General features: G+C 62.5%; 25 protein-coding genes. 16 read left to right on the top strand and 9 right to left on the bottom strand.

Going from position 1 to position 25,575, the window contains the following annotated elements; genetic code table 11:
- The first annotated feature begins 225 nt into the window (after positions 1 to 225).
- Entirely contained in the window at positions 226 to 804 is a 579-nt protein-coding gene (gene sodB, locus DyAD56_RS03085) for a superoxide dismutase [Fe] (RefSeq protein WP_102301284.1), read from the top strand.
- Between the two features lie 160 nt (positions 805 to 964).
- Here sodB and DyAD56_RS03080 read toward each other — a convergent pair whose 3' ends face one another.
- Together DyAD56_RS03080 and purE are read right to left on the bottom strand one after the other, a co-directional pair.
- Positions 965 to 2,128 (bottom strand): 5-(carboxyamino)imidazole ribonucleotide synthase, encoded by a 1,164-nt coding sequence (locus DyAD56_RS03080; RefSeq protein ID WP_102301283.1) that lies wholly within the window; start codon positions 2,126 to 2,128, stop codon positions 965 to 967.
- Positions 2,125 to 2,628, bottom strand: a complete 504-nt coding sequence (gene purE, locus DyAD56_RS03075; RefSeq protein ID WP_102301282.1) for a 5-(carboxyamino)imidazole ribonucleotide mutase — start codon at positions 2,626 to 2,628, stop codon at positions 2,125 to 2,127. Before purE ends, DyAD56_RS03080 begins: the two co-directional genes overlap by 4 nt.
- Positions 2,629 to 2,692: 64 nt before the next feature.
- Between purE and DyAD56_RS03070 the strand changes: the two genes are divergently transcribed.
- The 4 genes from DyAD56_RS03070 (at position 2,693) to DyAD56_RS03055 (ending at position 6,768) form a co-directional block, all read left to right on the top strand.
- Positions 2,693 to 2,965 carry a Trm112 family protein gene (locus tag DyAD56_RS03070; RefSeq protein ID WP_102301351.1) on the top strand — a complete coding sequence of 91 codons (273 nt, stop codon included), beginning with the start codon at positions 2,693 to 2,695 and terminating at the stop codon, positions 2,963 to 2,965.
- Positions 2,966 to 3,129: 164 nt separating this feature from the next.
- The gene (locus DyAD56_RS03065; RefSeq protein WP_102301281.1) at positions 3,130 to 5,424 is read left to right on the top strand and encodes a DUF1631 domain-containing protein; all 2,295 of its coding nucleotides are present in this window, start codon (positions 3,130 to 3,132) and stop codon (positions 5,422 to 5,424) included.
- Positions 5,421 to 6,275, top strand: a complete 855-nt coding sequence (gene nadC / locus DyAD56_RS03060; RefSeq protein ID WP_102301280.1) for a carboxylating nicotinate-nucleotide diphosphorylase — start codon at positions 5,421 to 5,423, stop codon at positions 6,273 to 6,275. Before DyAD56_RS03065 ends, nadC begins: the two co-directional genes overlap by 4 nt.
- Before the next feature lie 82 nt (positions 6,276 to 6,357).
- Positions 6,358 to 6,768, top strand: a complete 411-nt coding sequence (locus DyAD56_RS03055; protein WP_102301279.1) for a DUF3301 domain-containing protein — start codon at positions 6,358 to 6,360, stop codon at positions 6,766 to 6,768.
- A gap of 42 nt (positions 6,769 to 6,810) precedes the next feature.
- On the opposite strand, the gene DyAD56_RS03050 is transcribed toward DyAD56_RS03055, so the two are convergent.
- The 5 genes from DyAD56_RS03050 to petA all read right to left on the bottom strand — a co-directional run bounded on the left by DyAD56_RS03050 (position 6,811) and on the right by petA (position 10,806).
- Positions 6,811 to 7,263, bottom strand: coding sequence for a ClpXP protease specificity-enhancing factor (locus DyAD56_RS03050; RefSeq protein WP_233202264.1), 453 nt, complete (start codon positions 7,261 to 7,263; stop codon positions 6,811 to 6,813).
- Between the two features lie 175 nt (positions 7,264 to 7,438).
- Positions 7,439 to 8,062 (bottom strand): glutathione S-transferase N-terminal domain-containing protein, encoded by a 624-nt coding sequence (locus DyAD56_RS03045; protein ID WP_102301278.1) that lies wholly within the window; start codon positions 8,060 to 8,062, stop codon positions 7,439 to 7,441.
- A gap of 95 nt (positions 8,063 to 8,157) precedes the next feature.
- Complete coding sequence (locus tag DyAD56_RS03040; RefSeq protein WP_102301277.1) at positions 8,158 to 8,886, bottom strand: cytochrome c1; 729 nt, start codon at positions 8,884 to 8,886, stop codon at positions 8,158 to 8,160.
- Positions 8,887 to 8,899: 13 nt separating this feature from the next.
- Positions 8,900 to 10,201 carry a cytochrome bc complex cytochrome b subunit gene (locus DyAD56_RS03035; RefSeq protein ID WP_102301276.1) on the bottom strand — a complete coding sequence of 434 codons (1,302 nt, stop codon included), beginning with the start codon at positions 10,199 to 10,201 and terminating at the stop codon, positions 8,900 to 8,902.
- Entirely contained in the window at positions 10,201 to 10,806 is a 606-nt protein-coding gene (gene petA, locus DyAD56_RS03030; RefSeq protein WP_102301275.1) for a ubiquinol-cytochrome c reductase iron-sulfur subunit, read from the bottom strand. The genes DyAD56_RS03035 and petA overlap by 1 nt, the downstream gene beginning before the upstream one ends.
- 381 nt (positions 10,807 to 11,187) lie before the next feature.
- On the opposite strand from petA, the gene DyAD56_RS03025 reads away from it, so the two are divergent.
- Positions 11,188 to 12,369: a trypsin-like peptidase domain-containing protein gene (locus DyAD56_RS03025; protein ID WP_102301274.1), complete on the top strand. Its 1,182-nt coding sequence runs from the start codon at positions 11,188 to 11,190 to the stop codon at positions 12,367 to 12,369.
- On the opposite strand, the gene DyAD56_RS03020 is transcribed toward DyAD56_RS03025, so the two are convergent.
- The gene (locus tag DyAD56_RS03020; protein WP_233202263.1) at positions 12,355 to 13,476 is read right to left on the bottom strand and encodes a lytic transglycosylase domain-containing protein; all 1,122 of its coding nucleotides are present in this window, start codon (positions 13,474 to 13,476) and stop codon (positions 12,355 to 12,357) included. The two genes, DyAD56_RS03025 and DyAD56_RS03020, sit on opposite strands and share 15 nt — an antisense overlap.
- 322 nt (positions 13,477 to 13,798) lie before the next feature.
- On the opposite strand from DyAD56_RS03020, the gene miaB reads away from it, so the two are divergent.
- The 8 genes from miaB (at position 13,799) to corA (ending at position 21,792) form a co-directional block, all read left to right on the top strand.
- Positions 13,799 to 15,151 (top strand): tRNA (N6-isopentenyl adenosine(37)-C2)-methylthiotransferase MiaB, encoded by a 1,353-nt coding sequence (miaB, locus tag DyAD56_RS03015; protein WP_102301273.1) that lies wholly within the window; start codon positions 13,799 to 13,801, stop codon positions 15,149 to 15,151.
- Positions 15,148 to 15,642, top strand: a complete 495-nt coding sequence (locus DyAD56_RS03010) for a GNAT family N-acetyltransferase (protein WP_102301272.1) — start codon at positions 15,148 to 15,150, stop codon at positions 15,640 to 15,642. Before miaB ends, DyAD56_RS03010 begins: the two co-directional genes overlap by 4 nt.
- 9 nt (positions 15,643 to 15,651) lie before the next feature.
- Complete coding sequence (locus DyAD56_RS03005; RefSeq protein WP_102301271.1) at positions 15,652 to 16,638, top strand: PhoH family protein; 987 nt, start codon at positions 15,652 to 15,654, stop codon at positions 16,636 to 16,638.
- Positions 16,635 to 17,111 carry an rRNA maturation RNase YbeY gene (gene ybeY / locus DyAD56_RS03000; protein WP_102301270.1) on the top strand — a complete coding sequence of 159 codons (477 nt, stop codon included), beginning with the start codon at positions 16,635 to 16,637 and terminating at the stop codon, positions 17,109 to 17,111. The genes DyAD56_RS03005 and ybeY overlap by 4 nt, the downstream gene beginning before the upstream one ends.
- Before the next feature lie 89 nt (positions 17,112 to 17,200).
- Positions 17,201 to 18,457 (top strand): hypothetical protein, encoded by a 1,257-nt coding sequence (locus DyAD56_RS02995; protein WP_199178866.1) that lies wholly within the window; start codon positions 17,201 to 17,203, stop codon positions 18,455 to 18,457.
- Between the two features lie 153 nt (positions 18,458 to 18,610).
- The gene (locus DyAD56_RS02990; protein ID WP_102301269.1) at positions 18,611 to 19,459 is read left to right on the top strand and encodes a transporter associated domain-containing protein; all 849 of its coding nucleotides are present in this window, start codon (positions 18,611 to 18,613) and stop codon (positions 19,457 to 19,459) included.
- Between the two features lie 20 nt (positions 19,460 to 19,479).
- Complete coding sequence (locus DyAD56_RS02985) at positions 19,480 to 20,730, top strand: DUF4105 domain-containing protein (RefSeq protein ID WP_102301268.1); 1,251 nt, start codon at positions 19,480 to 19,482, stop codon at positions 20,728 to 20,730.
- Positions 20,731 to 20,823: 93 nt separating this feature from the next.
- Entirely contained in the window at positions 20,824 to 21,792 is a 969-nt protein-coding gene (gene corA / locus DyAD56_RS02980; protein WP_102301267.1) for a magnesium/cobalt transporter CorA, read from the top strand.
- Between the two features lie 86 nt (positions 21,793 to 21,878).
- Here corA and DyAD56_RS02975 read toward each other — a convergent pair whose 3' ends face one another.
- Positions 21,879 to 23,957, bottom strand: a complete 2,079-nt coding sequence (locus tag DyAD56_RS02975; RefSeq protein ID WP_102301266.1) for a S9 family peptidase — start codon at positions 23,955 to 23,957, stop codon at positions 21,879 to 21,881.
- Between the two features lie 513 nt (positions 23,958 to 24,470).
- Between DyAD56_RS02975 and DyAD56_RS02970 the strand changes: the two genes are divergently transcribed.
- Together DyAD56_RS02970 and DyAD56_RS02965 are read left to right on the top strand one after the other, a co-directional pair.
- Positions 24,471 to 24,950 (top strand): pilin, encoded by a 480-nt coding sequence (locus tag DyAD56_RS02970; RefSeq protein WP_102301265.1) that lies wholly within the window; start codon positions 24,471 to 24,473, stop codon positions 24,948 to 24,950.
- A gap of 139 nt (positions 24,951 to 25,089) precedes the next feature.
- Positions 25,090 to 25,524, top strand: a complete 435-nt coding sequence (locus tag DyAD56_RS02965; protein WP_102301264.1) for a pilin — start codon at positions 25,090 to 25,092, stop codon at positions 25,522 to 25,524.
- Positions 25,525 to 25,575 lie beyond the last annotated feature (51 nt).

Below are 25,575 nucleotides of genomic sequence, written 5' to 3'. Positions count from 1 at the left end.
ACCCGCGTCATCACTTGGTCGTGTATCGACATACACTCCCTCGTTCTTTCTTGGCTGACGGGCAAACAGCTCCCGGCGCGAGCCGTGAAAAGATATGAAGCAGGCACTCATCATTCATCGCTAGAATGCAGTGAGATCGCTAGTGTATCAGTCGTGTGCGGGTCGCCGGTCCTCGGCCATTCCAAGCCCGACCTCTTTCCTCAGCCAACGCCCAGGAGCCACAACATGGCATTCGAACTCCCCCCCTTGCCCTATGAAAAGAATGCGCTGGAGCCGAACATCTCCGCCGAAACGCTGGAGTACCACTACGGCAAGCATCACCAGGCGTATGTGACCAACCTCAACAACCTCGTCAAGGGCACCGAGTTCGAGAACGCCTCGCTGGAAGACATCATCAAGAAGTCTTCCGGTGGCGTGTTCAACAATGCCGCCCAGGTCTGGAACCACACCTTCTACTGGCACTCGCTCAGCCCGAAGGGCGGCAATGAGCCGACCGGAAAGCTGGCCGACGCCATCAACAAGGCATTCGGCTCCGTCGAGAAGTTCAAAGAAGAGTTCACCAAGTCGGCCGTTGGCAACTTCGGCTCGGGCTGGACCTGGTTGGTGCAGCGTCCGGATGGTTCGCTCGGCATCGTCAACACCTCGAATGCCGCTACGCCGATCACCGGCAGCGACAAGCCGCTGCTGACCTGCGACGTGTGGGAACACGCGTACTACATCGACTACCGTAACGCCCGTCCGAAGTACATCGAGGCGTTCTGGAACCTGGTCAACTGGGACTTCGCGGCCAAGAACCTGGCCTGATCCTTCCGGGGAATCCAGCAAAAAACGGGGCCACTGGCCCCGTTTTTTTATGCGTCACGGGTTGATTTTGTAGAAGTGCGCTTGCACGCGACAACCCGGCAAAGTGACATGCTCAACCGCTGCAGTCGCGCGCACGTGCGCTCCCACAGCAATCAAGCGCTCACTTGCTTTCCATCAACTTGCCCACCGCCGGATCGGCCTGCTGATCACGCCCCAACGCATGCGCAATGCCAGACAAGCGTTCGACCAGCCGCGCTGCATCGGGCGCACAAACGGTGGCATGTCCCACCTTGCGGCCGACACGCGGCTGCTTGCCGTAGTCGTGCCAATGCGCGTCCACGGCTTCCAACACGGGTGCGGCATCCGGCAATTCGCCGATCCAATTGAACATCGCAGACAGACCACGTGCCGAGGTATCCCCCAGCGGCAGACCGAGCACGGCACGCACGTGATTCTCAAACTGGCTGGTCAGTGCACCCTCAATGGTCCAGTGACCGGAGTTGTGCACACGCGGGGCCATTTCATTGCCGAGCAACTCGCCGTTCTTCACAAACAGCTCCAGCGCGAACACGCCGACGTACTCCAACTTCTCCGCCAACGTGCGCGCCAGGTCGGTCGCACGCCCCTGTAGCGCGGCAATATCGGAGGCCGGGGCCAGACTCAGCGACAGCACGCCTTCGGTATGCCAGTTCTGCGTGAGCGGCCAGGTGCGGAAATCACCTTCACGACTGCGCACGGCAATCACCGACAGCTCGCGATCGAACGGCACAAAGGCTTCGAGAATCAGACCATGAGCCTGGGCCTGTGCGCCCAGCGCGGCCCAGGCGGCGTCGGCATCGGCCAGTGTCTTGATGCGGAACTGGCCCTTGCCGTCGTAACCAAGGCGGCGGGTCTTGAGGATGGCCGGCGCACCCACGGCCGCCAACGCCTGGTCCAAACCCTCACGCGTGTCCACCGTCTGGAAGGCCGGCGTCATCAGGCCGCACTCGCGGAACAGGGTTTTCTCTGCCAGACGATCCTGCGCGACAGCGAGTGCACGCGGCGCAGGAAAAACGGCGACGCGCTTCGCAAGCCAGTGCGCGGTCTCAGCCGGGACGTTCTCGAAATCGAAAGTAACCACGTCGACTTCGCGCGCGAAATGATCCAGCGCGCCGTAATCGGTCCAGTCCGCCACCACCAGCGGAGCCACCTGCCCTGCGCAGGCGTCGGAGGCACTATCCACCACTAGCGTCTTCACACCCAACGGTGCGGCGGCGAGGGCGAGCATGCGGGCGAGCTGGCCGCCACCCAGAATGCCGAGGACGGGTTGGCGACGGGCGGTCACGCGCGCGGGTCCGGATTATCCAGCACGGTCTGTGTCTGGCGGGTGCGATAGGCATCCATCGCCGCAGCGATGACCGGGTCATGCAGTGCAAGCACCGAGGCGGCGAGAATGCCAGCGTTCACCGCACCGGCGCGGCCGATAGCCAGCGTGCCGACCGGGATACCCGCCGGCATCTGGGCGATGGAAAGCAACGAATCCATGCCGTTCAGCGCTTTGGACTGCACCGGCACGCCGAAGACCGGCAACCGCGTCTTGGCAGCCAGCATGCCCGGCAGATGGGCGGCGCCACCGGCGCCGGCAATGATGACCTGGATACCGCGACCGACTGCCTCTTCCGCGTATTGGAACAGCAGGTCAGGCGTACGGTGCGCAGAGACCACGCGCACCTCGTGCGCTACGCCCAGTTCGGCCAGCACGCTGGACGCATGCTCCATGGTTTCCCAGTCGGAACGGGAGCCCATCACAACGCCCACGCGCGGCGGGAGGGAAGTCGAGGTCATGACCCAAGCCATCCAAAAGGGTTATTGTACGGACTTTCCGCGTCTCGGCACGATCCCGCTCCCCATGGACAAACGCCTTCTCGACATCCTTTGCTGCCCCGTCAGCAAGGTCCCCGTCCGCCCCCTGCAGCGTCAGGAGCTCGATGCCCTGAACAAGGCCATCGCTGCCGGCCAAGTGCAGACCGTGACCGGCGTGGCCGTTGCGGCCCCCTTGACCGAAGGCTTGGTGACCACTGACCGCAAGGTCGTCTACCGGGTCGAGGACGGCATCCCCGTGATGCTCCCCGAGGAAGGTATCGGAACCTTGCAGCTCACTGACTTCCCGGCAGCCGCCTGACCCCGCCCGGGGGTCTTGGTACCGCAAAAACCCGCATCTTGTGAACGTGTCGACATATATCGATACGGCCAATGACAGCCGCCGCCGCCATCCCTTATTGTAGGGTGGTGTATTGTCGTACGCGGCTAGGATGCACGTCGGCATCACTTTCAGGGGGTGGGGCGATGAAAGACGCCAGTGAATCATCCAATATCGTCAGCCTGACCCAGCGCCTGGATCCCTCCAGCGAGCGCGGAGGCGCCCTTTTGAACACCATCAGGGACATCGCCGGCCGCCGCCTGCAGATTTTGATCAACGGCATGTTCGAGCATGTCGATGACGCGCTTTTCGACCTGGCCGAGAAGGCGGAGAACAACGCCGCGCAGATGCACTATTTCGACGGCATGCGCGAAGTGCGCAAGCGCAGGCCGATAGTGGAGCGCGGCTTTCTTGGGCAGATCTCCCGCGACTTGAGCGATTTCGCCTCCAGCTACCGCAACAACGCTGGCAGCAATGGTTCGGTATCGGCGCCGCTGGGCTCAGTGGAACTTTCGCTGGTGGCCGACAACGAGCTGGAAGAATCGCTCGCGATCACCAGCATGATCGGCAAGAACGAAACGCGCCTGACGCGCGACCTGTTCGCCGTGAATCAGCGCCTCTCGGTCATCTATGGTGGCGTCAAGATCGACGACGCCACCAACCCGGTGGGCCCGGCCGCGCTGTCGCAAGCGTTCCGCCAGGCGATGCGCGAGCTCAACGCGGAAATGCGCGTCAAGCTCATCATCTACAAGCTGTTTGACCGCTACGTGCTGGCCTCGCTCGACGAGCTCTACCAGGAGATCAACGCCGAACTGGTACAGGCTGGCGTGCTGCCGCAGCTGCGCCACGAGATCTCTCGCTCCGGTGGCGCGCCACGCACTGCAGGCGCCGCCACCCAGGCAGCTGAAGCCGCCGGGGTGGGAGCAGCCGAGGCAACCTTCCTTGCCGACGACGAGGCTGGCGCATCGAGCGAGCTCATCCAGACCCTGCGCACTTTGTTCAGCGCGCGCCGCACGCCCCCGGTTTCCGGCGGCACGCAGCGCCTGCCCGCTGGCGCCGTGCAACTGCCTAGCGCCAATGAGCTGATCGGCGCACTCAGCGTGCTGCAAAGTCAGGCAGCCATCAGCCAACAGATGCCGATAAACACTGGCAACTCGAGCGAGCTTGCCGGCGAAGTGCAGCGGCTGAAGGAACACCTGCTCGCCCAGATCGGCTCCCTGCGCGGCGAAAAGCCGAGCCAGGTGTCGACCATCGACGAAGACACCATCGATCTCGTCGGCATGCTGTTCGAGTTCATTCTTGAAGACCGCAACCTGCCGACCGACATGCAGGTGCTGCTGGCACGCCTGCAGATTCCGTACCTCAAGGCCGCGATCCTCGACCGCAAACTGTTCGCACACCGTCAGCACCCGGCGCGTCGCTTGCTCGATGCGCTTGCCGACGCAGCCAAGGGGTGGTCGGCGGAGTCCGATCGCGACCATCGCCTGCACGACAAGATCAAATCCATTGTCGACCGCCTGCTGCAGGACTTCGACGATGACATGACCATCTTCGAACGCCTGTGTGCTGAGCTGCAGGAGTTCCAGGACATCAGCCGCCGCCGCGCGGAACTGGCCGAACAACGAGTAGCCGAGTCCACCCGCGGGCGCGAGAAGCTCGAGCAGGCGCGTCGCCGCGCCGCACGCGAGATCCTCAGCCGTATAGAAGGCCAGCACCTGCCGCCGCTGATCCACGGCATCCTGTCGCGCGCATGGGCCAACTACCTGGTGCTGACCATTCTTCGCCAGGGCGAGGAATCGAGCGAATTCCGCGATGCTTTGCGCTTCGCCAACGACTTCATCGAAAGCACCAAGCCAGCCCGCACGCTCGACGAGCGTCGCGCACTGCGACAGATGCTGCCGGGCATCGAGCGCGCGCTGCGTCGCGGCTTGGCCAACGTGGCCTTCCAGGAAAGCGACATCGATCGCCTGCTGGCCCAGTTGCATACGTATTACCGCCACCAGCTCGGCGAAGCCGTGTCGGAGGCCGAAGTGCAGGCCGTGGAAGAGTCCACGACCCTGCCCATTCCGGAGAGCATCCAGCCGATCGCCGAGTCGGAGGCCGAGCTGTCACGCTCGGAGCCCGAACCCGAGCCGGCCATGGACACACCGGAAATGCAGCTCGTGGCCGAGCTCAAGCCCGGCACCTGGCTGGAGTTCGTGACGGGCCCGGAAACCATCGAGCGCGCAAAGCTCTCGTGGATCAGCCCGATGAGCGGGCGCTACCTGTTCGTGAACCGTCGCGGCCTGAAGGTGGCCGACTACGCCCCGCATGAATTGGCCCAGGCACTCGCCAGCGCTACGGCGCGCGTGCTTGAATCCAGCGCACTGTTCGACCGTGCGCTGGACGCCATCGTCGGTCGCCTCAGTCAACCAGCCCCCTCTCAAGCCCCGACCGAATGACTTCATCACAACTTGCTGCACCGTCCGCCGACCTGATCGAGGCGGATGTCACGCGCGTCTTTGCCGAGGATATCGGCACCGGCGACGCCACCGCGGACCTGTTGCCTGCCCATGCCTCGGCCAGCGCCACGCTGACCTGTCGCGAAGACGCGGTGATGGCGGGCATCGATTGGTTCAACACCTGCTTCCGCCGACTCGACCCCCAGGTTGAGATCGAATGGGCCGTTCGCGACGGCGATCGCGTCGCCGCTGGCTCCGTGATCTGCCGGCTACGCGGCAAGGCGCGCGCGCTGGTGAGCGCTGAGCGCTCGGCGCTCAACTTCCTACAGTTACTCTCCGGCACCGCCACGGCAACCGCCGCGCATGTGGCCGCTGTCGCTGGCACCGGCGTGCGCGTGCTCGATACGCGCAAAACCGTGCCCGGGCTTCGGCTCGCCCAGAAATACGCAGTGCGTTGCGGCGGCGGTCACAACCACCGCGTGGGTCTCTACGACGCCATCCTGGTGAAGGAGAACCACATCATCGCCGCGGGTAGCATCAAGGCGGCGGCCGACGCTGCTCGCCACCTGCACCCCACGCTATTGCTGGAAATCGAGGTGGAGAACCTGGACGAGTTGCAGCAGGCGCTGGATGCCGGCGCCGACCGCATCATGCTCGATAACTTCACCCTGCCCCTGATGCGCGAAGCAGTCGCCATCGCCAAGGGGAAGGCTGAGCTCGAGATATCCGGCAACGTGGACCTATCCACCATCGGTGGGTATGCGAGCACAGGCGTGGATTACATCTCGGTGGGCGCGCTCACCAAGCACGTGCGCGCCGTAGACCTGTCGCTTCGCCTGCAATTGGACTGACCGTAGGACGTTCCGTTTCGCAAGGGGTTGCGTTCACATCGCGCCCCTTGCAAGCGGCCCGCAACGCCTACACTCTCGCCGCATGAGCGAGCTTTCTGACCTGTTTATCCTGCTTCTGTTGCTGGCCGTCATCGGCCTGTGGCTCAAACTGGCCCGTGGCCGCGAACAGGCTGCGCAGGAAGCACGCTTGCAGTGCCGCCAACACGGGCTGCAACTGCTCGATGAAAGCGTCGGCCTGCGGGGCGTCCGGCTACTCCGTCAGCGAGGCCAGTTGCTACTGGAACGCTGCTATACGTTCGAAGTGAGCATCGATGGCAACGATCGCGAACCGGGAAAGCTTTGGTTGATCGGGCGCACGCTCAGTGGCCTGAGCTTGCCGACTATCCAGACCCACCTGCCAGGCCTGTTGACCGAACACGAGCCGCCGCCGGCGATGGGCAACAACGTCATCCCTCTGCGCCCCCGTCTGCACAAGGACAATCAGCTGCACTGAAGCCTTGGGCGACGGCTTGGCCGGCACCCGCTCATGGGTGGCTTACTTCACCACCCGCAGGAAGGGCGCATTGCGCTTGGGCTTTTCAATGGCCTGGTCGCCATCGGAGGGTGGCGGCGTGTCATCGGGATCAGGCGAAGACGGTGGCGGCTGGTCGCCCCCTTCCTCGGCCGGGAACATCATGCCCTGCCCGTTCTCCTGCGCATACAGCGCCAGCACGGCCTGAACTGGGATATGGATGTTGTGGCTCACGCCTGAAAAACGCGCCTGGAAGCTGATCCAGTCGTTACCCAGATCCAGATTGGCGACAGCGCGCATCGCCAGGTTCAGCACGACCTGACCGTTCTTGATGACCTGAGGTGGCACTCGCACCCCTTCCCGCCCGGCGTCCACGAGAACGTAGGGGGTCAGATTGTTGTCGCTGATCCAGTCGTAAATCGCCCTGAGCAAATAGGGACGATTGGAGGACATCGGCGGAAGCTTGTCGTCGGTCATTCAAAAACCTATGGAGGGCGCCGCCTCGCGGGACGGGGTCCGGGGGGCGCCAATGGGACGGCGTCAGTGTAATGCCAAGGCACGGCCAGTTGTCGCACCGTCGCTATAAAACGCCCGTCGCCCGGCCCGTAGGGGCTCGGAACAGCTCACGCGAAGACCGATGGCCCTGGGTGAGTCAGGGTCGCATGGCCTTTTCTTCTGCCGTCATGCTGCGGGCATAGCCTTGGCTGGCGAACAGGCGCTCGCCATAGTCCAGGATAGGCTTGCCCTCCCTTCCCAGATCTACCCCCAGCCACGGCAGCCGCCACACTACGGGCGCCACCAGGCAATCGGTAAGGCTCATTTCCGGATTCAGGAAGAAACGGGAGGCCTTGAACAGTGGCAGCGTCGACAGCAGGTGCTCGCGCAACCGCTTGCGGGCAGCGTCCGCCGGTCGCCCACCCGCCCTGATGGCATCCATCTCGGGCAGCCAGTCCAGCTCGATGCGCACGTTCGCCAGACGCAGACGCGCCCTCGACAACGGGTCGATCGGCATCAATGGGGGGTGGGGATAGCGTTCGTCGAGGTATTCGCAGACGACCGCGGTGTTGTAGAGGGACAGGTCACGATCAACCAGGGTCGGCATGGTGCCGTAGGGGTTGAGGTCGAGCAAATCTTCCGGCGGCTTGGCGGGATCGACGATCACCCGGTCATAGCTCACGCCTTTGGCAGCGAGCACCAGGCGCGTCCGATGGCACTGGATGCCATCTGCGGTGGTGTATAGGGCGAGTGCGGTACGCGAACGAGCGCTTTGGACCATGCGCGATCTCCCCATCGGCGTCAGTAAGTACGGCGACCCTGAAGCCCGTGTGGGACTCGCAGGCCGCCGTACCGTAGGCTCTGGAAGGTGACGTCTTAGTGGACGTCCTTCCAGTACTCCTTCTTTAGCAGATATGCCAGGAAAGTGAAGCCCGCCAGGAAGAGCAGCACCCAGATGCCATAGCGCTGGCGCTGCAGGGCCGCGGGCTCGGCGGCGTACTCCAGGAAGTTGGTCAGGTCACGAGCGGCCTGCTGGTACTGGGGCTGCGTGAGCTTGCCTGGCTGGGAGAGCTCAAGCTTCTCCACGTCGTCGCTGCCTTCCTTCTTCACGGCCGTCTGGATGCCCTGCAGCTCCCACAGCGGGAATGGCATGGAGGCATTCGGGAACACCGTGTTGTTCCAACCCACCGGACGGGTGGGGTCGACATAGAAGGAATTGAGATAGCCGTAGACCCAGTCGGCTGTCTTGGCACGCACTTCGAGCGAAAGATCTGGCGGTGCCTTGCCGAAGAACTGCTGGGCCGAATCCTCCGGCATGTGCGAGATCACGACGTCACCGAACTTGGCGCCCGTGAAGTTGAGGTTCTTCATCACCTCGTCTTCAGACAGACCCAGATCCTCGGCCATGCGCGAATAGCGCACGTACTTCAGCGAGTGGCAACCCACGCAATAGTTGAAAAACAACTTGGCGCCACGCTGCAGCGAAGCCTGATCGCGGATGTTGGTACCGGCGGAGGGCAGGCCGCCCTCTTCCTGCGCCATGACGGATTGGGTACCGACCAGCAGGCCAACGGTGAGCGCGATCGTGGAAATGATTTTCTTCATCGAGGGCTGCCGCTTAGTCATGGTCAAACACCACCCGCTCCGGAACTGGCTTGGTCTTTTCCCAGCCGAGCCGCGTGTAGATCCAGAGGAAGACGAAGTACCCGAAGTAGACGATGGTCATCACGCGACCGAACAGGTTTTCCCAGAACGTCGCATCCTTGGGCGCCCACTCAGTCGTCAGCTCGCCCACCACACCCGCACCCACCAGCGCCAAGCCGATGAACGAGGCCGCGAATGTCATCAGCGCCACCTTGAAGCCGGTGCCGCGATAACGGATGGAACGCACCTTTCCAGCATCGATCCATGGCAGCACGAACAGCAACGCGATCGCGCCGAACATGCCCAGCACACCCCAGAAGGCCGTGCCGAAGAACGACGGGATCATGCGCAGAATCGCGTAGAACGGGGTGAAGTACCACGACGGCTTGATGTGCGTCGGCGTGACCAGGTTGTTGGCCGGAATGAAGTTGTCATGCTCCAGGAACCAGCCGCCAAAGGTTGGCGCGAAGAAGATGATGAACGCCGCGATGACCAGGAAGAAGCCGAGGCCGAACAGGTCCTTCACCGTGTAATACGGATGGAACGGAATGCCGTCCATCGGCGCCTTCGGATCCCAGCGGTTGCCCTTCGGGCCATGCTTGGTGTCCACGCCGTCCGGGTTGTTCGAACCCACTTCGTGCAGCGCAGCCAAGTGCAGCACCACCAACAGCAGCAGCACGATCGGCAATGCGATCACGTGCAACGCAAAGAAGCGGTTGAGCGTGGCATCGGCCGGCAGGTAATCGCCCATGATCCATTCGACCAAGGACCCGCCAATCACCGGGATGGTACCGAACAGCGAGATGATCACCTTGGCGCCCCAGAACGACATGTTGCCCCACGGCAACACGTAGCCCATGAAGGCCTCGGCCATCAGCGCCAGGAAGATCAGCATGCCGAGCAGCCACACCAATTCGCGCGGCTTCTGGTACGAGCCGTACATCAGCCCGCGGAACATGTGCAGGAACACCACCACGAAGAACAGCGAGGCACCCGTGGAGTGCATGTAGCGGATCAGCCAGCCCCACTCCACGTCACGCATGATGTACTCAACCGAGTTGAAGGCTTCCGCCGCACTCGTCTTGTAGTTCATGGTGAGGAAGATGCCGGTGACGATCTGGTTGATCAGCACCACCAGCGCCAGCGAACCGAAGTAGTACCAAAGATTGAAGTTCTTCGGCGCGTAGTACTCGGTCATGTGCTTGCGGTACATGGGCATGAGGCCCGGTGCCCGCTCGTTGACCCAATCGCCGACACGCGTGAATACGTTGGCCATCAGCCTGCCTCCTTCGGATCCACGCCAACCTGGATGTGCGTGTCGTCAACGAAATGGTACGGAGGCACCAACAGGTTCTTCGGTGCAGGCACGCCCTGGTAGACGCGACCGGACATGTCGTAACGCGACTTGTGGCAGGGGCAGTAAAAACCACCCTTCCAGTCGGGATCGAACGGCTCGGGCTTCATCACCGGCACGAAATCGGGCACGCAGCCCAGGTGCGTACACAGCCCCACCAGCACCAGCCACTCGGGCTTGATCGAACGTGCTTCGTTCTGCGCGTACTTGGGCTGCTGTTCGGCCGAGCTGGAGTCAGACTTGGCATCGACCAAGCGTGGGTCCTGGCTGGGCAGCGCGTCGAGCTGCACCTTTGTGCGGTTGACCACGAACACTGGCAGGCCACGCCACGGGTACGTTACCCGCTGGCCCTCTTCGACCTTGCTGATGTCGATAGTGACCGGGGCACCTGCGGACTTAGCCCGCGCACTGGGTTCCCACGACTTAATGAAGGGCACGACTGCCGTGACGACTCCCACACCTCCGACCACTGCCGTGGTCGCTGTGAGGAAGCGGCGGCGGCCGTGATCGACGACTTCGTTCGCCATCAGGCTCTCCGGTACTTATGCCATTGAGACGCGGAACTTAATGAGTTCCACAGGTGCTTGCCAAGCGCGTCGATCAAGTCCGACAGCAAGAGACTACATGCTGCGACCGGAAAATCCCCCTAAGTCTCCCCCTTAGAGAACAGCAGGCACGCGCGGTACCAGCACGATGAGCATGCAGCAGAGCCACAAGCCTTCCGTTGTCAGGCGCCTGGCGCACCGGGGAAACCCCGGAACAACCCGCTTCGCAAGCGCCAGCAGAATCTGACTCCCGCAAATCGCGTTAGTCTAGCGTCATGGCATGGCTCGTACAATAAAGCCGCAACGCCTGCGACACCTGTACACACCACTCTCTAACACCTTGCTGCGAAACGCTTTAACGACATGAAACATGCCGCTGGCACGCTCGCATTCATTGCTCGCTTCGTGGTGCTCGGGCTGGCGGTTGCCTTCATCATCAGCCTGGTCTTGCCGAACGTGGGCAATCGACTGCGGGAACATCTCGGGGTTGTACACCCGACCACCGACTCCGTAAGCACACCGGCGCCGACACACTCGAGCGGTCCGATGTCCTACGCCGATGCCGTCGCCAAGGCGGCGCCCTCGGTGGTGAACATCTACGCCAACAAGATGGTGACCGAGCAAGCCGTGCAGATGTACACGGACCCCGTGCTCCAGCGCCTGTTCGGCGGACGCCCTGCGGGCCCCGCCTACAAGCGGCGTGAGCAAAGTCTGGGATCAGGTGTGATCGTGCAGCAGGGCTACGTGCTTACCAACAATCACGTCATCGCCAATGCCGACGACATCCAGGTGCTGCTGTACGACGGCCGCGTCGCCAAGGCCACCGTGGTTGGCGCCGATCAGGAGACCGACCTCGCCGTGCTGCGCATCGACGCCGGCAACCTGCCGGTGATCCACATCGCCGATCAACGCCCCGGACGCACGGGCGATGTCGTGCTAGCCATCGGCAACCCGCTAGGCCTCAACCAGACGGTAACGATGGGCATCATCAGCGCCATCGGGCGTCAGTTGAATACGTCCAGCCCCGAAGACTTTATCCAGACGGACGCGGCGATCAACCTCGGTAATTCGGGTGGTGCTCTGGTCAACACCGACGGCGAACTGGTGGGCATCAACACCCTACTCATCGGCAAAGCCGCCAACGCCGAAGGCATCAGCTTCGCCATCCCCGTGGCCAGCGCCAAGCGCGTGCTCGATCAGATTATCGATTCGGGTCATGTCGTCCGCGGCTGGATGGGCGCCGACTACACCTTCGTACCTGTCGCCGCCGACAGCGGCCTGCCGGCGGCGGCGCGCGGCGCACAGGTCACCGACATCTACCCCGGTGGCCCGGCGGCCCAGGCCGGCATCCAGCCACACGACATATTGCTGCGCATCGGCACGGAAGACATCGTCGATCCTGCTGACCTGCGCCGCCACGAAGCCGCGTTCAAGCCCGGCAGCAAGGTGGAAGTCTCTGGCCTGCGCAACGGCGCGCCGTTCCACACTGAGGTGATCCTGGCCCAGCGCCCACCGATGACGCCGACGGCGTCACTGGATGGCTGACATCCCAGCAGCTGCCACCGGTACGCGACCACCGGATGGATGGATAGCCAACCCATAGCGCTTGCGTAGCGTGCCCACGCGCTCCACGTAAACCTGCGTTTCGGCAAAGGGCGGCACACCGTTGTACTTCTGCACGTTTCCGGGGCCTGCGTTGTAAGCCGCCGCCGCAAGGCGCTCGTTGCCATTGAAGGTGCGCATCAGCAAGGCGAGATAACGGGCGCCGCCGCGAATGTTCTGCGCTGTATCGAAAGCATCGCGCACACCCATATTGGTGGCCGTGGCGGGCATCAGCTGCATCAGGCCCTGTGCACCCTTGATCGAAAGCGCCCGCGGATTGAATGCACTCTCTGCATGGATGATGGCCCGCAGGAAGGCCTCGTCCACACCCGACTCTTGGCTCGCCAGTTGGATCACATCCGCATAGGCACCGAGATTGAGTGCCACCGAATCCCAGCGGATGTTCGAATGCAGATTGCACGCGGCACAGGTGGCGATATAGCTGAACAACATGGTCACTGCGCGCCCCTGATCACCGGCGGGCCGCAGGTTCGTGTACTCCACGCTGCCGTCCTTGCGCACCACGCGGTAGACCGCGCCACGCAAGACGCGACTGCCATCATCGGCCACGTCTGCGACTGGCTTGTCGGGCACCGAATCACTTCGAGCGGGGCTGGCTTCGCTGTAGCTCCACTGCCCTGGCTTGCCGGTGGGCGTGGTGGACTGGGACGGCTGCGCGGGCGGAACGACACGCGCGGTGGTATCGACGGAATCCTTCACCCAAGCCACCGACGGGGGTTGCGGCGTGCTCGCCACCAACGCCTTGCTTGCAGAGGTATCGGCCGAGTCCTTGACCCCGGTCAGTGACGGGGCAGAAGACGTGGCCGTTGGCTTTCTACGCACCGGCTCGGATGCGCCCGCGATGCGGCTGCATCCCTGATAACCGGCAGTGCTACTACTGAAGACCACCTCACCCGACGAACCGGTGCAGCGATACAACGCCCCGGCATGACCCGCCCGAGGAAACACCAAGAACCCCATCAGGATCGCGCAGGCAGCCACCAGCCAGCGCATCGGCGTGCGCAGCCGTGATGTGGACAGCCCGGTCACGGACTTCCCTCGGGCCGCCCAACCTTGGCGGCGGCCTCATCCCGGTCAAACACCGACATCGATCCCCCTTCGCCAACTTCTCCCCGGCGTGTAGCGCAAGAACCGGGCCCGGCGGCAGTGTGCTCTCGCGCTGGGCGTCCGCCAAGCGGGACAAGGCTGATTCGTGCGGCATTACCCGTTTTGCAGACCTGGAGAAGGCATCCAGGCCACTTAAGTGATTGATCTGGCAAGCCCGTTCCAGTGGCGACTGGGACGTTTGGCGCGTAAACTGTGGGGTTCGGCGGCCTACCCGCCGCCTCCTTGAACGACGGTACCCAAGCCCATGACCGGCAAGCTTTTCATCAAGACTCACGGCTGCCAGATGAACGAGTACGACTCCGCCAAGATGGCCGACGTGCTCAAGGCCTCGCACGGTCTGGAACTGACGCAGGACGAATCCGAGGCGGACGTCATCCTGATCAACACGTGCTCCATCCGCGAAAAGGCACAGGAAAAGGTCTTCAGCCAGCTCGGACGCTGGAAGGAGCACAAGAAAGGTGGCAAAGCGGTGTTGATCGGCGTCGGCGGCTGCGTGGCCTCGCAGGAGGGCCAGGACATCATCAAGCGCGCGCCCTATGTAGATCTGGTATTTGGCCCGCAGACGCTGCACCGCCTGCCCGACCTGATCGAGGCGCAGCGAGCCTCCGGCAAGCCGCAGGTGGACATCAGCTTCCCCGAGATCGAGAAGTTCGACCGCCTGCCCGAGCCGCGCGCCGAAGGCCCCACCGCCTTCGTGTCAATCATGGAAGGCTGCTCCAAGTACTGCTCGTACTGCGTGGTGCCTTACACCCGCGGCGAGGAAATCAGCCGTCCGTTCGACGACGTGATTGTGGAGGTCGCCCAGCTCGCCGAGCAGGGCGTACGCGAAGTGAACCTGCTTGGCCAGAACGTCAACGCCTATCGAGGCCCGACGCACGATGGCGGCACCGCCGACCTCGCCGTGCTGATCCACGCTATCGCGCAGATCGACGGCATCGGTCGCATTCGCTTCACCACCTCACATCCGCTGGAGTTCTCCGACTCGCTGATCGAGGCGTACGCCAACGTGCCGCAGCTGTGCAATTTCCTGCACTTACCAGTGCAGGCCGGTTCGGATCGCATCCTTGCCGCCATGAAGCGCGGCTACACGGCGCTTGAGTTCAAGCAGAAAATCCGCAAGCTGCGCGCGGTGCGCCCAGACATCTGCATTTCGTCCGACTTCATCGTGGGCTTCCCTGGCGAGACCGACGACGATTTCGAGAAGACCATGAAGTTGATCGAAGACATCGGCTTCGACCAGAGCTTCTCCTTCATCTTCTCCTCGCGCCCTGGTACGCCGGCAGCTAACCTGGCGGATGACACGTCGCAGGAAGTGAAGCACGCGCGACTCTCCCGCCTGCAGGCCAAGCTCAACGACAACGCGCGCCAGATTAACGAAACCATGATTGGCACCGTGCAGCGTGTCCTGGTGGAAAAAGTCAGCAAGAAGAGCGCGAACGAAGTCACCGGCCGCACCGAGAACATGCGCTTCGTGAACTTCCCGGGCAGCACGCGCATGATCGGCCAGTTCGTCGACGTGGTGATCACCGAGGCGATGAGCAACTCGCTGCGTGGCCGCGTGAAGCTCGCCGACGAAGACGTCGCCCTGGCCTCGTGACGCCTGCGCTTTCGATTCGCGAAATCGGACCAGACGAGTTCACCCTCGCCTGGCCGCTGTTCCGCAGCGTTGTCGCTGCGGGGGACACTTATAGCTACCCGCCCGACCTGAGTTTTGAACAGGCGCGCGACTGGTGGACTTCGCCGCCCACGCACTGCTTCATCGCCGAACGAGCGAAACTCGTGCTTGGCTGCTACATGCTCCGCCCCAACCAACCTGGACTTGGCGATCACGTGGCCAACGCCGGCTACATGGTCTCCTCTGCGGCACGCGGACAGGGCGTAGCCTCCGCCATGTGCGAGCACTCCATGATGCAGGCCCGCGACGCGGGCTTCACCGCTATGCAGTTCAACTTTGTCGTCTCAACCAATACCACCGCGGTGCGCCTATGGCAGCGCCACGGTTTCCGCATCGTCGGGCAGGTGCCGGGCGCGTTCCGCCACGCTGCACATGGCCCGACCGATGTCTACGTGATGCATCGGCATCTTTGACACAAAAACATGACTAACGGCCTCAATCAACGCGATTTCTCCCTCGAGCCGGAAGACAACGCCCGGCTTTCCAACCTCTGCGGCCCCTTCGACGAGCACTTGCGCCAGATCGAATTGCGCTTGGGCGTGGAAATCAACCACCGTGGCAGCCTATTCCAGGTGATCGGCGAAGAAGGTGCTTCGCGCGCGACCGAAAAGGTGGTGCGCGCGCTTTATGCGGTGACCGAGAACGAGTCGCTCAACGGCGCGAAGATCAACCTACACCTTGCCGAGTCCGGCATTGACGCCATCGCCAACGACGCCGCCGATAGCGCACAGGACGTCAGCATCAAGGTGAAGCGCGGTGTCATCAAGGGGCGTGGCCCAAACCAGGCACGCTACCTGCACGCCATCACCACGCACGACATCAGCTTTGGCGTAGGCCCCGCCGGCACTGGCAAGACCTATCTCGCCGTGGCCAGTGCCGTTGAAGCGCTGGAAGCCAATCGCGTGCAGCGCCTGCTGCTGGTGCGTCCCGCGGTAGAGGCGGGCGAGAAGCTGGGCTTCCTGCCAGGAGATCTCTCGCAGAAGGTCGATCCGTATCTGCGGCCACTCTACGACGCACTGTACGAAATGCTCGGCTTCGAAAAGGTGGCCAAGCTGATCGAACGCAACGTAATCGAAATTGCGCCCCTTGCCTATATGCGCGGCCGCACGCTCAACGACTCCTACGTGATCCTCGACGAAGCGCAGAACACCACCGTCGAGCAGATGAAAATGTTCCTCACGCGCATCGGCTTCGGCTCGGTCGCGGTAATCACCGGTGACGTGAGCCAGGTCGATTTGCCGCGCAACGTCCGCTCCGGTCTGCGCCACGCCGTTGAAGTGCTACGCGGCGTGGACGGCATCAGCTTCACCTTTTTCACATCGCGCGACGTAGTACGTCATCCGCTGGTGGCGAAGATCGTGCGCGCCTACGAGGCCTTCGAACAGAGTTCCGAGGAGCCGCCGAGGTGAGTACGCCACTAACGCTGTCCGTCGGCTATGCCGCCTCGCGCAAGGGTGTTCCCACCTCGGCCAGTTTCCGCCAGTGGGTGGAAGCCGCTCTGCGCGGTGCGAAACGGCGCAAGGCAACGGAGCTTTCCATCCGCATCGTCGATGCGAAGGAAGGCCGTACGCTCAACCGCGACTATCGCGGCAAGGACTACGCCACTAACGTCCTGTCGTTTCCGGTCGAGTTGCCACCGGGCGTCAAATCGCCATTGATCGGCGACTTGGTGATCTGTTCGCCTGTCGTTGCCAAGGAAGCCACCGAGCAAGGCAAGCTAGCCCGCAACCACTGGGCGCACATGACCGTGCACGGCGTGCTGCACCTTCTCGGCTACGACCATATCGAGGATGACGAGGCCGAGGCCATGGAGGCGCTGGAAACACGAGTGCTGGCCGGACTCGGCATTGATGATCCCTACACCGTCGACGACGCCGACTGAATACGACTCGTCCACAAGCACGCCGGCCGGCACGCCCTTTCGCAGCGTATCTGCCGGCACTAAGCAGCGCGATGGAAGCAGGCATACAAATGCAACGACGTCTTCTGCTCGCCATGGGACTTCTGTTGGCGGCGATCGCTTCCCCGCCCGCGCTGTCGACCGACGCCCTTCGGCAGACACTAGCCCAGGCGACATGTAGTGCCATGCATGCAGCGGCCGCATCCGTGCCGGGCGATGGGCCGATGCTTCTGCCTAGCTATCCGGGCTTACCACCTGGTTCGGTTCGCGCGCTGGAAAACGTGGCATTCGTCTACGACAACGCCCTCGCGGGCATCGCACTCACTGCCTGTGGCGACCAGGCTCAGGCCCGTCGCATCGCCAACGCGCTGCTGCTTGCGGCATCGCACGACCCAACCTTCAACGACGGGCGACTGCGCAACGCTTATCTCGCTGGTTCGATAGGTAGCGGGAAAGTCGAGCTCCCCGGCTACTGGCAAAGCCAGGGCAATTACTGGAGCCAGGATCCCTATCAAGTAGGCACCGCCACCGGCAATGCGGCCTGGGCCGCCTTGCTGATGCTCACCGTGTACGACAGCACCCACGATCGGCGCTATCTCGACGGCGCCATCGCCCAGTTACGCTGGATCCAGGCACATACGCTCGGTAGCGCGCCACCCGCCTACGAAGGCGGGTTATTTGGCTACGACAACGCGCAGCGCCAACAGCACTGGAAGGCCACGGAACACAACCTGGACGTCTATGCCGCCGCTACCTGGGCGGGGCGCTACACCCGCGATGCCGCGCTGGCCCAACAAGCCAAGACAGCGGGTGACTTCGTGAAGTCGATGTGGGACCCGGAACAGCACCGCTTCCTGGTCGGTACGCTGGACGACGGCAGGACACTCTCCCGCGACAAGTCGGGCCTCGATGCACAAGTCTGGCCGCTGCTTGCCTTCAACCCGCACCCCGTCGAATGGAACCAGGTGTGGTCGTGGGTCGAATCGCAGCATCGCAGTGGTGACGGCTACGGCTATCGGCGCCACCCCGACGGCGTGTGGACAGAAGGAACGGCCCAAGTCGCCACTGCCTTGCTCGCCAGCGGAAAACCCGTGCCCGACACGTTGTGGCGGTTGCTCCTAGCCCAACGCAGCGCTGGCGGCATGCTCTACGCGACGCCACAGGCGCGCATCGCCACTGACTTCGCGATCGGCCCCACCTCTACTTACGCCGACTTCTTCTACTACCACCAGCCGCACCTCGGTGCGACCGCGTGGACCGCCCTGGCTGCCAAAGGTTGGAACCCGCTCACCGGGCAAGCCATCAACCCGACGGAACAGGCGCGATGAGCCAGCCACGAGCCCACTACCCGCAGGAGCGGGTTGCCTAGCGCCCCCGGCCCGGTCCCGGCTTCGCCCCTCCCGCTCCTTGTTCCTGAATCGTCACGAATTTTCGGCTAGACTGACTGTTCCGCCCGGTATCGGGCAGCATCTACACGAGTAATGAACGAGGACCCTGGCAGTACCAGCGGCCCGGCCCACCGCAGTTGGTGGGATCGACTGGGCCACATGTTTTCCGGCGAACCGCGCAACCGGAAGGAGCTCATCGACGAGCTGCGCACCGCCCAGGCCAATGGCCTGATGTCTCCTGACACCCTGACCATGGTCGAGGGTGCCATTAAGGTCACCGAGCTGAGCGTGGATGACGTCATGATCCCGCGCACCCAGATCGTGATGCTCTCCGCCGAGGCACCGCTGAGCGAGATTCTCGACACCGTCGTCGAATCCGGCCACTCGCGCTTCCCCGTACACGGCGAAGACAAGGACGACATCCTCGGCATCCTGCTTGCGAAGGACCTGCTTCGCTTCGTCGGCAATGGCGACCATTTCGACATCGCCAGCGTGCTGCGCCCGGCCGTGCTCATTCCCGAATCCATGCGCCTGAATGTGCTGCTGGCGGAGTTCCGCCATACACGCAACCACATGGCGCTGGTGGTTGACGAATACGGTGGCGTCGCCGGCCTGATCACCATCGAAGACGTGCTTGAGCAGATCGTCGGCGAGATCGATGACGAGCACGACGACGAGGAAGAACCCACGCTGATGCACGAGCAGTCGGACGGGGGCTGGGCCGTCAGCGCGCTCACCCCTATCGCCGACTTCAACGAACAGACGGGCGCCAACTTTTCCGATGAAGAGTTCGACACGGTCGGCGGCATGTGTACCTCCGAATTTGGCCATCTGCCGGAAGTGGGCGAGGAAATCACCATAGGCGGCTACCAATTTCACGTCACCGAAGCGGACGACCGGCGCGTGCAGGCCTTCCGCGTAACACGCCTCAAGGACGGTTGATCGTGCACCATCGGGGCAGGATGCCGGCGGCATCGATCGTGCGCCGCTTCATCAGCGGTTTCGTCGGCTTGGTCGTGTGTTGCGCGCTGCTCTGGCCATCGCACGCCCGTGCGGGCGTGGCCAACGCGCCCGGCAGCAACTTGGAAGTGTCGCTGATCACTTACGGACCGGGCGACACCTACTGGGAGCGCTTTGGGCACGACGCCATCGAGTTGCGCGACACCGTGAGCGGTGAAGCCGTCACCTTCAACTACGGCGTGTTCGACTTCGATGAGAGCGGCTTTCTGCTGAATTTTGCACGCGGCCAGATGCACTACCTGATGGACGCCGCACCCTCGGACGTCGACCAGCACTACTACGTCGACGTCGGACGCTCGGTAACGCGCCAGCACCTCGCCTTCACGCCGGCACAGGCGGCCGACCTGCGCGACTACCTGCTGTGGAATCTGCAGCCGGAAAACGTGCGCTACGAATACGACTACTACGTTCGGAATTGCGCCACGCGCGTGCGTGACGCGCTGGACAAGGCACTCGGCGGCACCCTGAAACCGCAGCTCGAAGCGCGCCCGGGCGGCATGACGTTCCGCCAGCAGACAGCGCGCCTGATGAGCCAGCAGGCCTGGCTCATGCTGATCCTCGATCTCGGCCTGGGCCCCTATGCCGACCAGCCGCTCAATGCCTGGCAGGAGAGCTTCCTGCCAGAGGTCTTGCAACACGAGATCAGCCACGTCACCGTGACTGGCGTCGAAGGTAAAGCGCAGCAGCTAGTGCTGGACGAGCAGGAACTCTCACCGAACCGCCTCGTTCCACCGCCGGCCACGGCGCCCGACCTTCGCCTACCGCTGGCTCTGGCCGGCCTCGTCTTCGCTGCCCTACTGCTCGCCACCCGCCGCTTCGCACCGATCGTCTACGCCCTGCTGGGCAGTGTCTATCTGGTACTGGCCGGTTTCGTCGGCGTAACGCTGCTAATTCTCTGGGCGCTCACTACACATCATTCGGCGTGGGCCAACGCCAACCTACTGCTGTTCAACCCGCTGGCGTTCTTCCTGCTGCCCGCGTTGTGGCGCTCGCGCAAGCGCCTCGCCGTTTCGCGCTTGGCCAACGGACTGATTGCCCTGCAACTGCTAGCCGTACTGGCCGCCTGCCTGATGCATCTGCTGCCCGGCGTGGTGCAACAGAACCAGCCTTGGCTGCTGTTCGCGCTGCCGGTATGGCTTGTGATGGCGTGGTGCATGCGTCGTCATTCTGAGCCGAGCAACCCGACTGCCTGAGCTGCTGTCGTTGCCCAGACTTCGATGGCGGCGCATCATTTGCCTATGCATATGACCGTCGCCAAACCCACAGTTGAGTCAGCGCCCTCATCAATGGTCGTCAATTGTGTTGCCTATCGTTTTGACGGGCAGCGCATCGGCGACACCAGCCTCGATGACATCAGCGAAGTGCTGAAAGAACCCGATACGTTCGTCTGGGTGGGGCTGCATGAGCCAGATGAGACCTTGCTGCAAAAGCTCCAGGAAGAGTTCGATCTGCATGATCTTGCGATCGAGGACGCCCAGCACGCGCATCAGCGCACTAAGATCGAAGCCTACGGCGATTCACTGTTCATCGTGGTACAGACCGCGCAGTTGGTCAGCGGACACATCGCCTTCGGCGAAACGCACGTCTTCCTGGGGCCGCGTTATCTGGTCACGGTACGCCACGGTGCCTCGCTTTCCTACGCCCCCGCCCGGCGTAACTGCGAGCACACACCCGAGCTGCTAGCGCTCGGCCCAGCCTATGGCCTTTACGGCGTGCTCGACTTCATCGTCGACAATTTGCTCCCCATCGTGCGCGACTTCCGCGAAGAATTGCAGGAACTAGAGAAGGACATCTTCTCCGACACCTTCAAGCGCAGCACCATCCGCCGCCTATACGATATGCAGCGCGACCTGATGACGTTGCGGCTGGCGGTAGCCCCCATGCAGGACATCATCAGCCAGTTGGTACGCCAGCACCCGCAACTCATTCCCGACGAACTGCGCGCTTATTTCCGAGACGTATACGACCACGTGTTTCGCGTCAACGAATCGATCAGCGCCATGCGTGAAATGCTCGCCGCCGCTATCAACGTGAACCTGTCCCTGGTCACCTTTGGTCAGAACGAGGTGATGAAGCGCCTGGCCGGCTACGCGGCCATGCTCGCCGCCCCTACTCTGATCACGAGCTGGTACGGCATGAATTTTACGCACATGCCTGAACTCGCCAAGCCATGGGCCTATCCAGTGATCATCGGCTTGGTGCTTACGATCGTCGTGACGATCTACATTACGCTCAAGCGAAATCGCTGGCTCTGACCCTAGGGGGGCGCGCCAAAGCACTCCGACAACGAAGTAAAAACGGCGACCCTTAGGTCGCCGTTTTTACTTTCAGAACGCGGTGATTACTTGGCCGGCGTCGCCGAAGCGTCCTTCGCCGTCCACTCCTTCAGCCACGCATTCACCGTCTCATGCCATTGCACGCTGTTCTGCGGCTTGAGCACCCAATGATTCTCGTCGGGGAAATGCAGCAGTTTGCTGGGAATGCCGCGACGCTGCAGCGCAGTGAATGCACCCAGGCCCTGTGTATCGGGGATGCGGAAATCCTTGGCCGAGTGAACCACCAACATCGGTACGCGCCAATCCTTGACGTGGTTGACGGGGTTGAACTTCTCGTAGTTCTCTGGGTGCTCGTACTGCGTGCCGCCGTTCTCGCGTTCCTCGAACCACAGCTCTTCGGTGTCGTAGTACATGGCGCGCGCATCGAACACGCCGTCATGATCGACCAGACACTTCCACGGCTGGTTCCACACGCCAGCCATCCAGTAAATCATGTAGCCACCGTAGCTGGCGCCCAGTGCGCAGGCGCGATCGCCATCGAGGAAGCCGTACTTGGACAGCGCGGCGCTCCATCCAGCCTTGAGGTCTTCCAGCGGCTTGCCACCCCAGTCACCCGAGATCGAATCGGTGAACGCCTGGCCGTAGCCGGTGGAGCCGTGGAAGTTGATGGTGACCACGGCGAAGCCCTGGCCCGCGTAAGTCTGCGGGTTCCAGCGATAGCTCCACGCATTGTTCATGGCGCCCTGCGGACCGCCATGAATGATGAAGGCGACCGGATACTTCTTGCCGGACTTGTAACCGACCGGCTTAACCACGTAGCCCTGCACGGTTTCGTTGTTCCACCCCTTGAACGTGAAGAACTCGGGCTCACCCATCTGCGTCTTCTTGAGGCGCTCGACGTTGTAATGCGACACCTGCTTGAGGCCCTTGCCCTGCAGGTCAGCCGTGTAGAGATCAGCCGAACGCTTCAGATCGTCACGCTGCACCAGCAACGACGACTTACCTAAGGAGTAGGCACCCACTTCGCCATTGGTGACGAGCGTGGTGACTTTGCCGCTGACAGCGTCCACGGCGAACAGAGGATGCTGGCCATTGTCGTCGGCAGTCACATAAAGCGTCTTGCCGTCCGCCGAAACCTGCATGCCGCCTGCAGAGCGATCCCAATTGGGCGCTACTTCGTGCTTCTGGCCGCTGGCAAGATCCAGCGCCATGATGCGGAAGCGGTCAGCTTCGGACACCGGCACCTTCATGGCCAGGTAGTACAGCGTCTTGCCATCCGGCGATGGCACCGGGAACGCATCCCAAGCCGGATTGTCCGCTGTCAGGTTGCGCGGCGCGGCCGAACCATCCGCCGGCACACTGTAGACGTCGAAGTTGGTCGACCACGGCTCGCTGTTGCCCGCAATGCGCACATCGAAGTACACCGTCTTGCCGTCCGGCGAGAAGCTGAATTCGCCGTCGTCGCCGAAGGGCTTGCTTGGCACGTCGCCATCGATGCCGCGCGTGAGCCGCATCGGCTGCTCGGACGGATTATCTAGGTCGGTGATGAAGAGCTGGGCGCGTCGGCCATCGGCCCACGTATCCCAATGGCGCACCAAAAGCTTGTCGTACACAGTGCCCGAGGCCTTGTCTTTCTCCCGGCCGTCCAGACGCTCCTTGGTGCAAGCAAGATCGGCGCAATCAGTGAACACGCCAAAGGTCAGAAGTGCCTTCTTGCCATCCGGTGAGAGCTTGTAGCCATCGACATCAATCGGCGCATGCGTCACCTGCGTTGCGGTGGCTGATGTACCGAGCGGGCGACGCCAGAGCTGTGACACACCGTCCTTCTCTGCCACGTAGTAGATCGCCGAACCATCCGAAGACCAACGCGGCGAAGAGGCCTTCTCCGCCAACTTGACCGGCGTGCTGCCCTTGGCGAGATCGAGCACATAGATCGAGGTGATGCCCTTGTTCGCGGCGTAGTCGGTGGCGCGCAAGGTATACAGCGCCTGGTGGCCATCGGGCGAGAGCTGCGGGTCGCCGACGCGATCCATCATCACCAGATCACGGATACCGAAAGGATGGGTGCCGTGGCTTTCGACCTCGGCCGCCACGGCGGAAGTAGCAGCTAGCGCGAGCGCCAGCCCTACAAACAGGGTTTTCATGAGCGGAGTTCCTGGATGTTGCGAAAACATCGACGGTAAGAGGCAGGGAAGCTTGACGCAAGGCACGGTGCGACAAGCGCTCGCCTGACTGCGTATGTGGCCGACACCACCATCTCAGACCATAAGGTCCAAAGGGCCAAAGCGCCCCTGAAGCCATCTCACAGTGACCATCCAGAGCACTTCGAGACGGGCGTCTCATAATCCACTGACGCGCAGCGTCACTTTCTGCCCTGCAGAAGCAGGCGACATAGGCGCACCGAGACATGCTCGACAATCCTGCAAGAACGTAGGCCTTTTCAGGTTGTCCGGGCCCGTGACCCTATGCACAATCCACACACCCGCCACACTGCGGGTAACCACCAAATGACAAACGTGGCATAGAACATGCTGCAGCCGTCACGAGCTTCCTGGTCGTTCCAGACCGCGTAAAGGGGTCCGTTCCCGCCTAGGGGGAATCGGGACCGGGGCTCAGGGGGCACTACCGGTTAGCTAACCAAAAACAGAGGAACCACCATGAAGAACGTGCAGAAGGGCTTTACCCTGATCGAACTGATGATCGTCGTGGCGATCATCGCGATCCTGGCCGCCATCGCTATCCCGCAGTACCAGAGCTACATCACCAAGTCGCAGTTCTCCGAGTCGCAGACCATCGCTGACGGCTTGAAGACACCGATCGTGGAGTACTTCAACCAGACAGGCTCATGCCCGGCGGTCGGCGGCGCAAATGGCACGAATGGCAGCCTAGCTTCCAATATTTTGAGCTACAGCGGCAAGTACGTTAAGTCCGCGACTGTCGCACCGAACGCTGCCAAGACTGGCTGCGAAATCTCCGTCCTCTTCAAGGCTTCGCCGTCGGTTTCGACGCCGCTGAATGGCGCAACGGTAATCATCGCCGGCACCGACAACGGCGGCTCGTTCAGCTGGCTTTGCGACCAGGGCAATGCTAGCAAGATCCCCACCAAGTACGAGCCGACGGCCTGTGTAGGCAACTGATACAGCACGCACGTACATGCTCCATCCGAAAGCCCCTCATTCGAGGGGTTTTCTTTTCTTGCGATGTCGCGCACGTTCAACAACAACCGCTGGCCTGCCACTTGCTTCAGCTTGCGGCATCATCAGGGGGCATACCAAAATGAAACATGCGCGCGGTTTTAGTTTGATCGAATTGATGATCGTGGTAGCCATCATCGCGATCCTTGCCAGCATCGCGATCTCGGTCTACACCAATTCGACCGGAAAGGCGCAACTGAGCGAGGCGTTCACGCTCGCGGATGGCATGAAAACCGATGTGGCCGACTACTACACCCAGACCGGAGGCTGCCCAACGCCCGGGGCAAACGGGTTACCGGCAGCAGCCAGCTATAGTGGCCACTACGTAGCCAGCATCAACATCACGGCAGGCGGCGCTGGCTGCGTGATCACGGCCCTGATGCGAAACCAAACCGTGGCCCCCAGGCTACAAGGCAAACAGGTCAAGCTCACCATGACTGGAAGCGCGGACGGCGCCATAAACTGGCAGTGCACCAGCGATGCGGACCTGATTTACCTTCCCCAAACCTGCCAGTAGCCTTTGCCCGGCATAGCCCTAATGGCTACGCCACCCTTTGATCTACTGGGA

The organism is Dyella sp. AD56 (assembly GCF_002878475.1).
Lineage (GTDB): Bacteria > Pseudomonadota > Gammaproteobacteria > Xanthomonadales > Rhodanobacteraceae > Dyella.
This window is presented reverse-complemented; position numbering and strand designations above follow the sequence as displayed.

Bases quoted from the DNA above. Each gene is read 5' to 3' on its own strand.
- sodB (WP_102301284.1), top strand. From the start codon at position 226: ATGGCATTCGAACTCCCCCCCTTGCCCTATGAAAAGAATGCGCTGGAG.
- purE (WP_102301282.1), bottom strand. From the start codon at position 2,628: ATGACCTCGACTTCCCTCCCGCCGCGCGTGGGCGTTGTGATGGGCTCC.
- DyAD56_RS03070 (WP_102301351.1), top strand. From the start codon at position 2,693: ATGGACAAACGCCTTCTCGACATCCTTTGCTGCCCCGTCAGCAAGGTC.
- DyAD56_RS03065 (WP_102301281.1), top strand. From the start codon at position 3,130: ATGAAAGACGCCAGTGAATCATCCAATATCGTCAGCCTGACCCAGCGC.
- nadC (WP_102301280.1), top strand. From the start codon at position 5,421: ATGACTTCATCACAACTTGCTGCACCGTCCGCCGACCTGATCGAGGCG.
- DyAD56_RS03055 (WP_102301279.1), top strand. From the start codon at position 6,358: ATGAGCGAGCTTTCTGACCTGTTTATCCTGCTTCTGTTGCTGGCCGTC.
- DyAD56_RS03050 (WP_233202264.1), bottom strand. From the start codon at position 7,263: ATGACCGACGACAAGCTTCCGCCGATGTCCTCCAATCGTCCCTATTTG.
- DyAD56_RS03045 (WP_102301278.1), bottom strand. From the start codon at position 8,062: ATGGTCCAAAGCGCTCGTTCGCGTACCGCACTCGCCCTATACACCACC.
- DyAD56_RS03040 (WP_102301277.1), bottom strand. From the start codon at position 8,886: ATGAAGAAAATCATTTCCACGATCGCGCTCACCGTTGGCCTGCTGGTC.
- DyAD56_RS03035 (WP_102301276.1), bottom strand. From the start codon at position 10,201: ATGGCCAACGTATTCACGCGTGTCGGCGATTGGGTCAACGAGCGGGCA.
- petA (WP_102301275.1), bottom strand. From the start codon at position 10,806: ATGGCGAACGAAGTCGTCGATCACGGCCGCCGCCGCTTCCTCACAGCG.
- DyAD56_RS03025 (WP_102301274.1), top strand. From the start codon at position 11,188: ATGAAACATGCCGCTGGCACGCTCGCATTCATTGCTCGCTTCGTGGTG.
- miaB (WP_102301273.1), top strand. From the start codon at position 13,799: ATGACCGGCAAGCTTTTCATCAAGACTCACGGCTGCCAGATGAACGAG.
- DyAD56_RS03005 (WP_102301271.1), top strand. From the start codon at position 15,652: ATGACTAACGGCCTCAATCAACGCGATTTCTCCCTCGAGCCGGAAGAC.
- DyAD56_RS02995 (WP_199178866.1), top strand. From the start codon at position 17,201: ATGCAACGACGTCTTCTGCTCGCCATGGGACTTCTGTTGGCGGCGATC.
- DyAD56_RS02990 (WP_102301269.1), top strand. From the start codon at position 18,611: ATGAACGAGGACCCTGGCAGTACCAGCGGCCCGGCCCACCGCAGTTGG.
- DyAD56_RS02985 (WP_102301268.1), top strand. From the start codon at position 19,480: ATGCCGGCGGCATCGATCGTGCGCCGCTTCATCAGCGGTTTCGTCGGC.
- corA (WP_102301267.1), top strand. From the start codon at position 20,824: ATGGTCGTCAATTGTGTTGCCTATCGTTTTGACGGGCAGCGCATCGGC.
- DyAD56_RS02975 (WP_102301266.1), bottom strand. From the start codon at position 23,957: ATGAAAACCCTGTTTGTAGGGCTGGCGCTCGCGCTAGCTGCTACTTCC.
- DyAD56_RS02970 (WP_102301265.1), top strand. From the start codon at position 24,471: ATGAAGAACGTGCAGAAGGGCTTTACCCTGATCGAACTGATGATCGTC.
- DyAD56_RS02965 (WP_102301264.1), top strand. From the start codon at position 25,090: ATGAAACATGCGCGCGGTTTTAGTTTGATCGAATTGATGATCGTGGTA.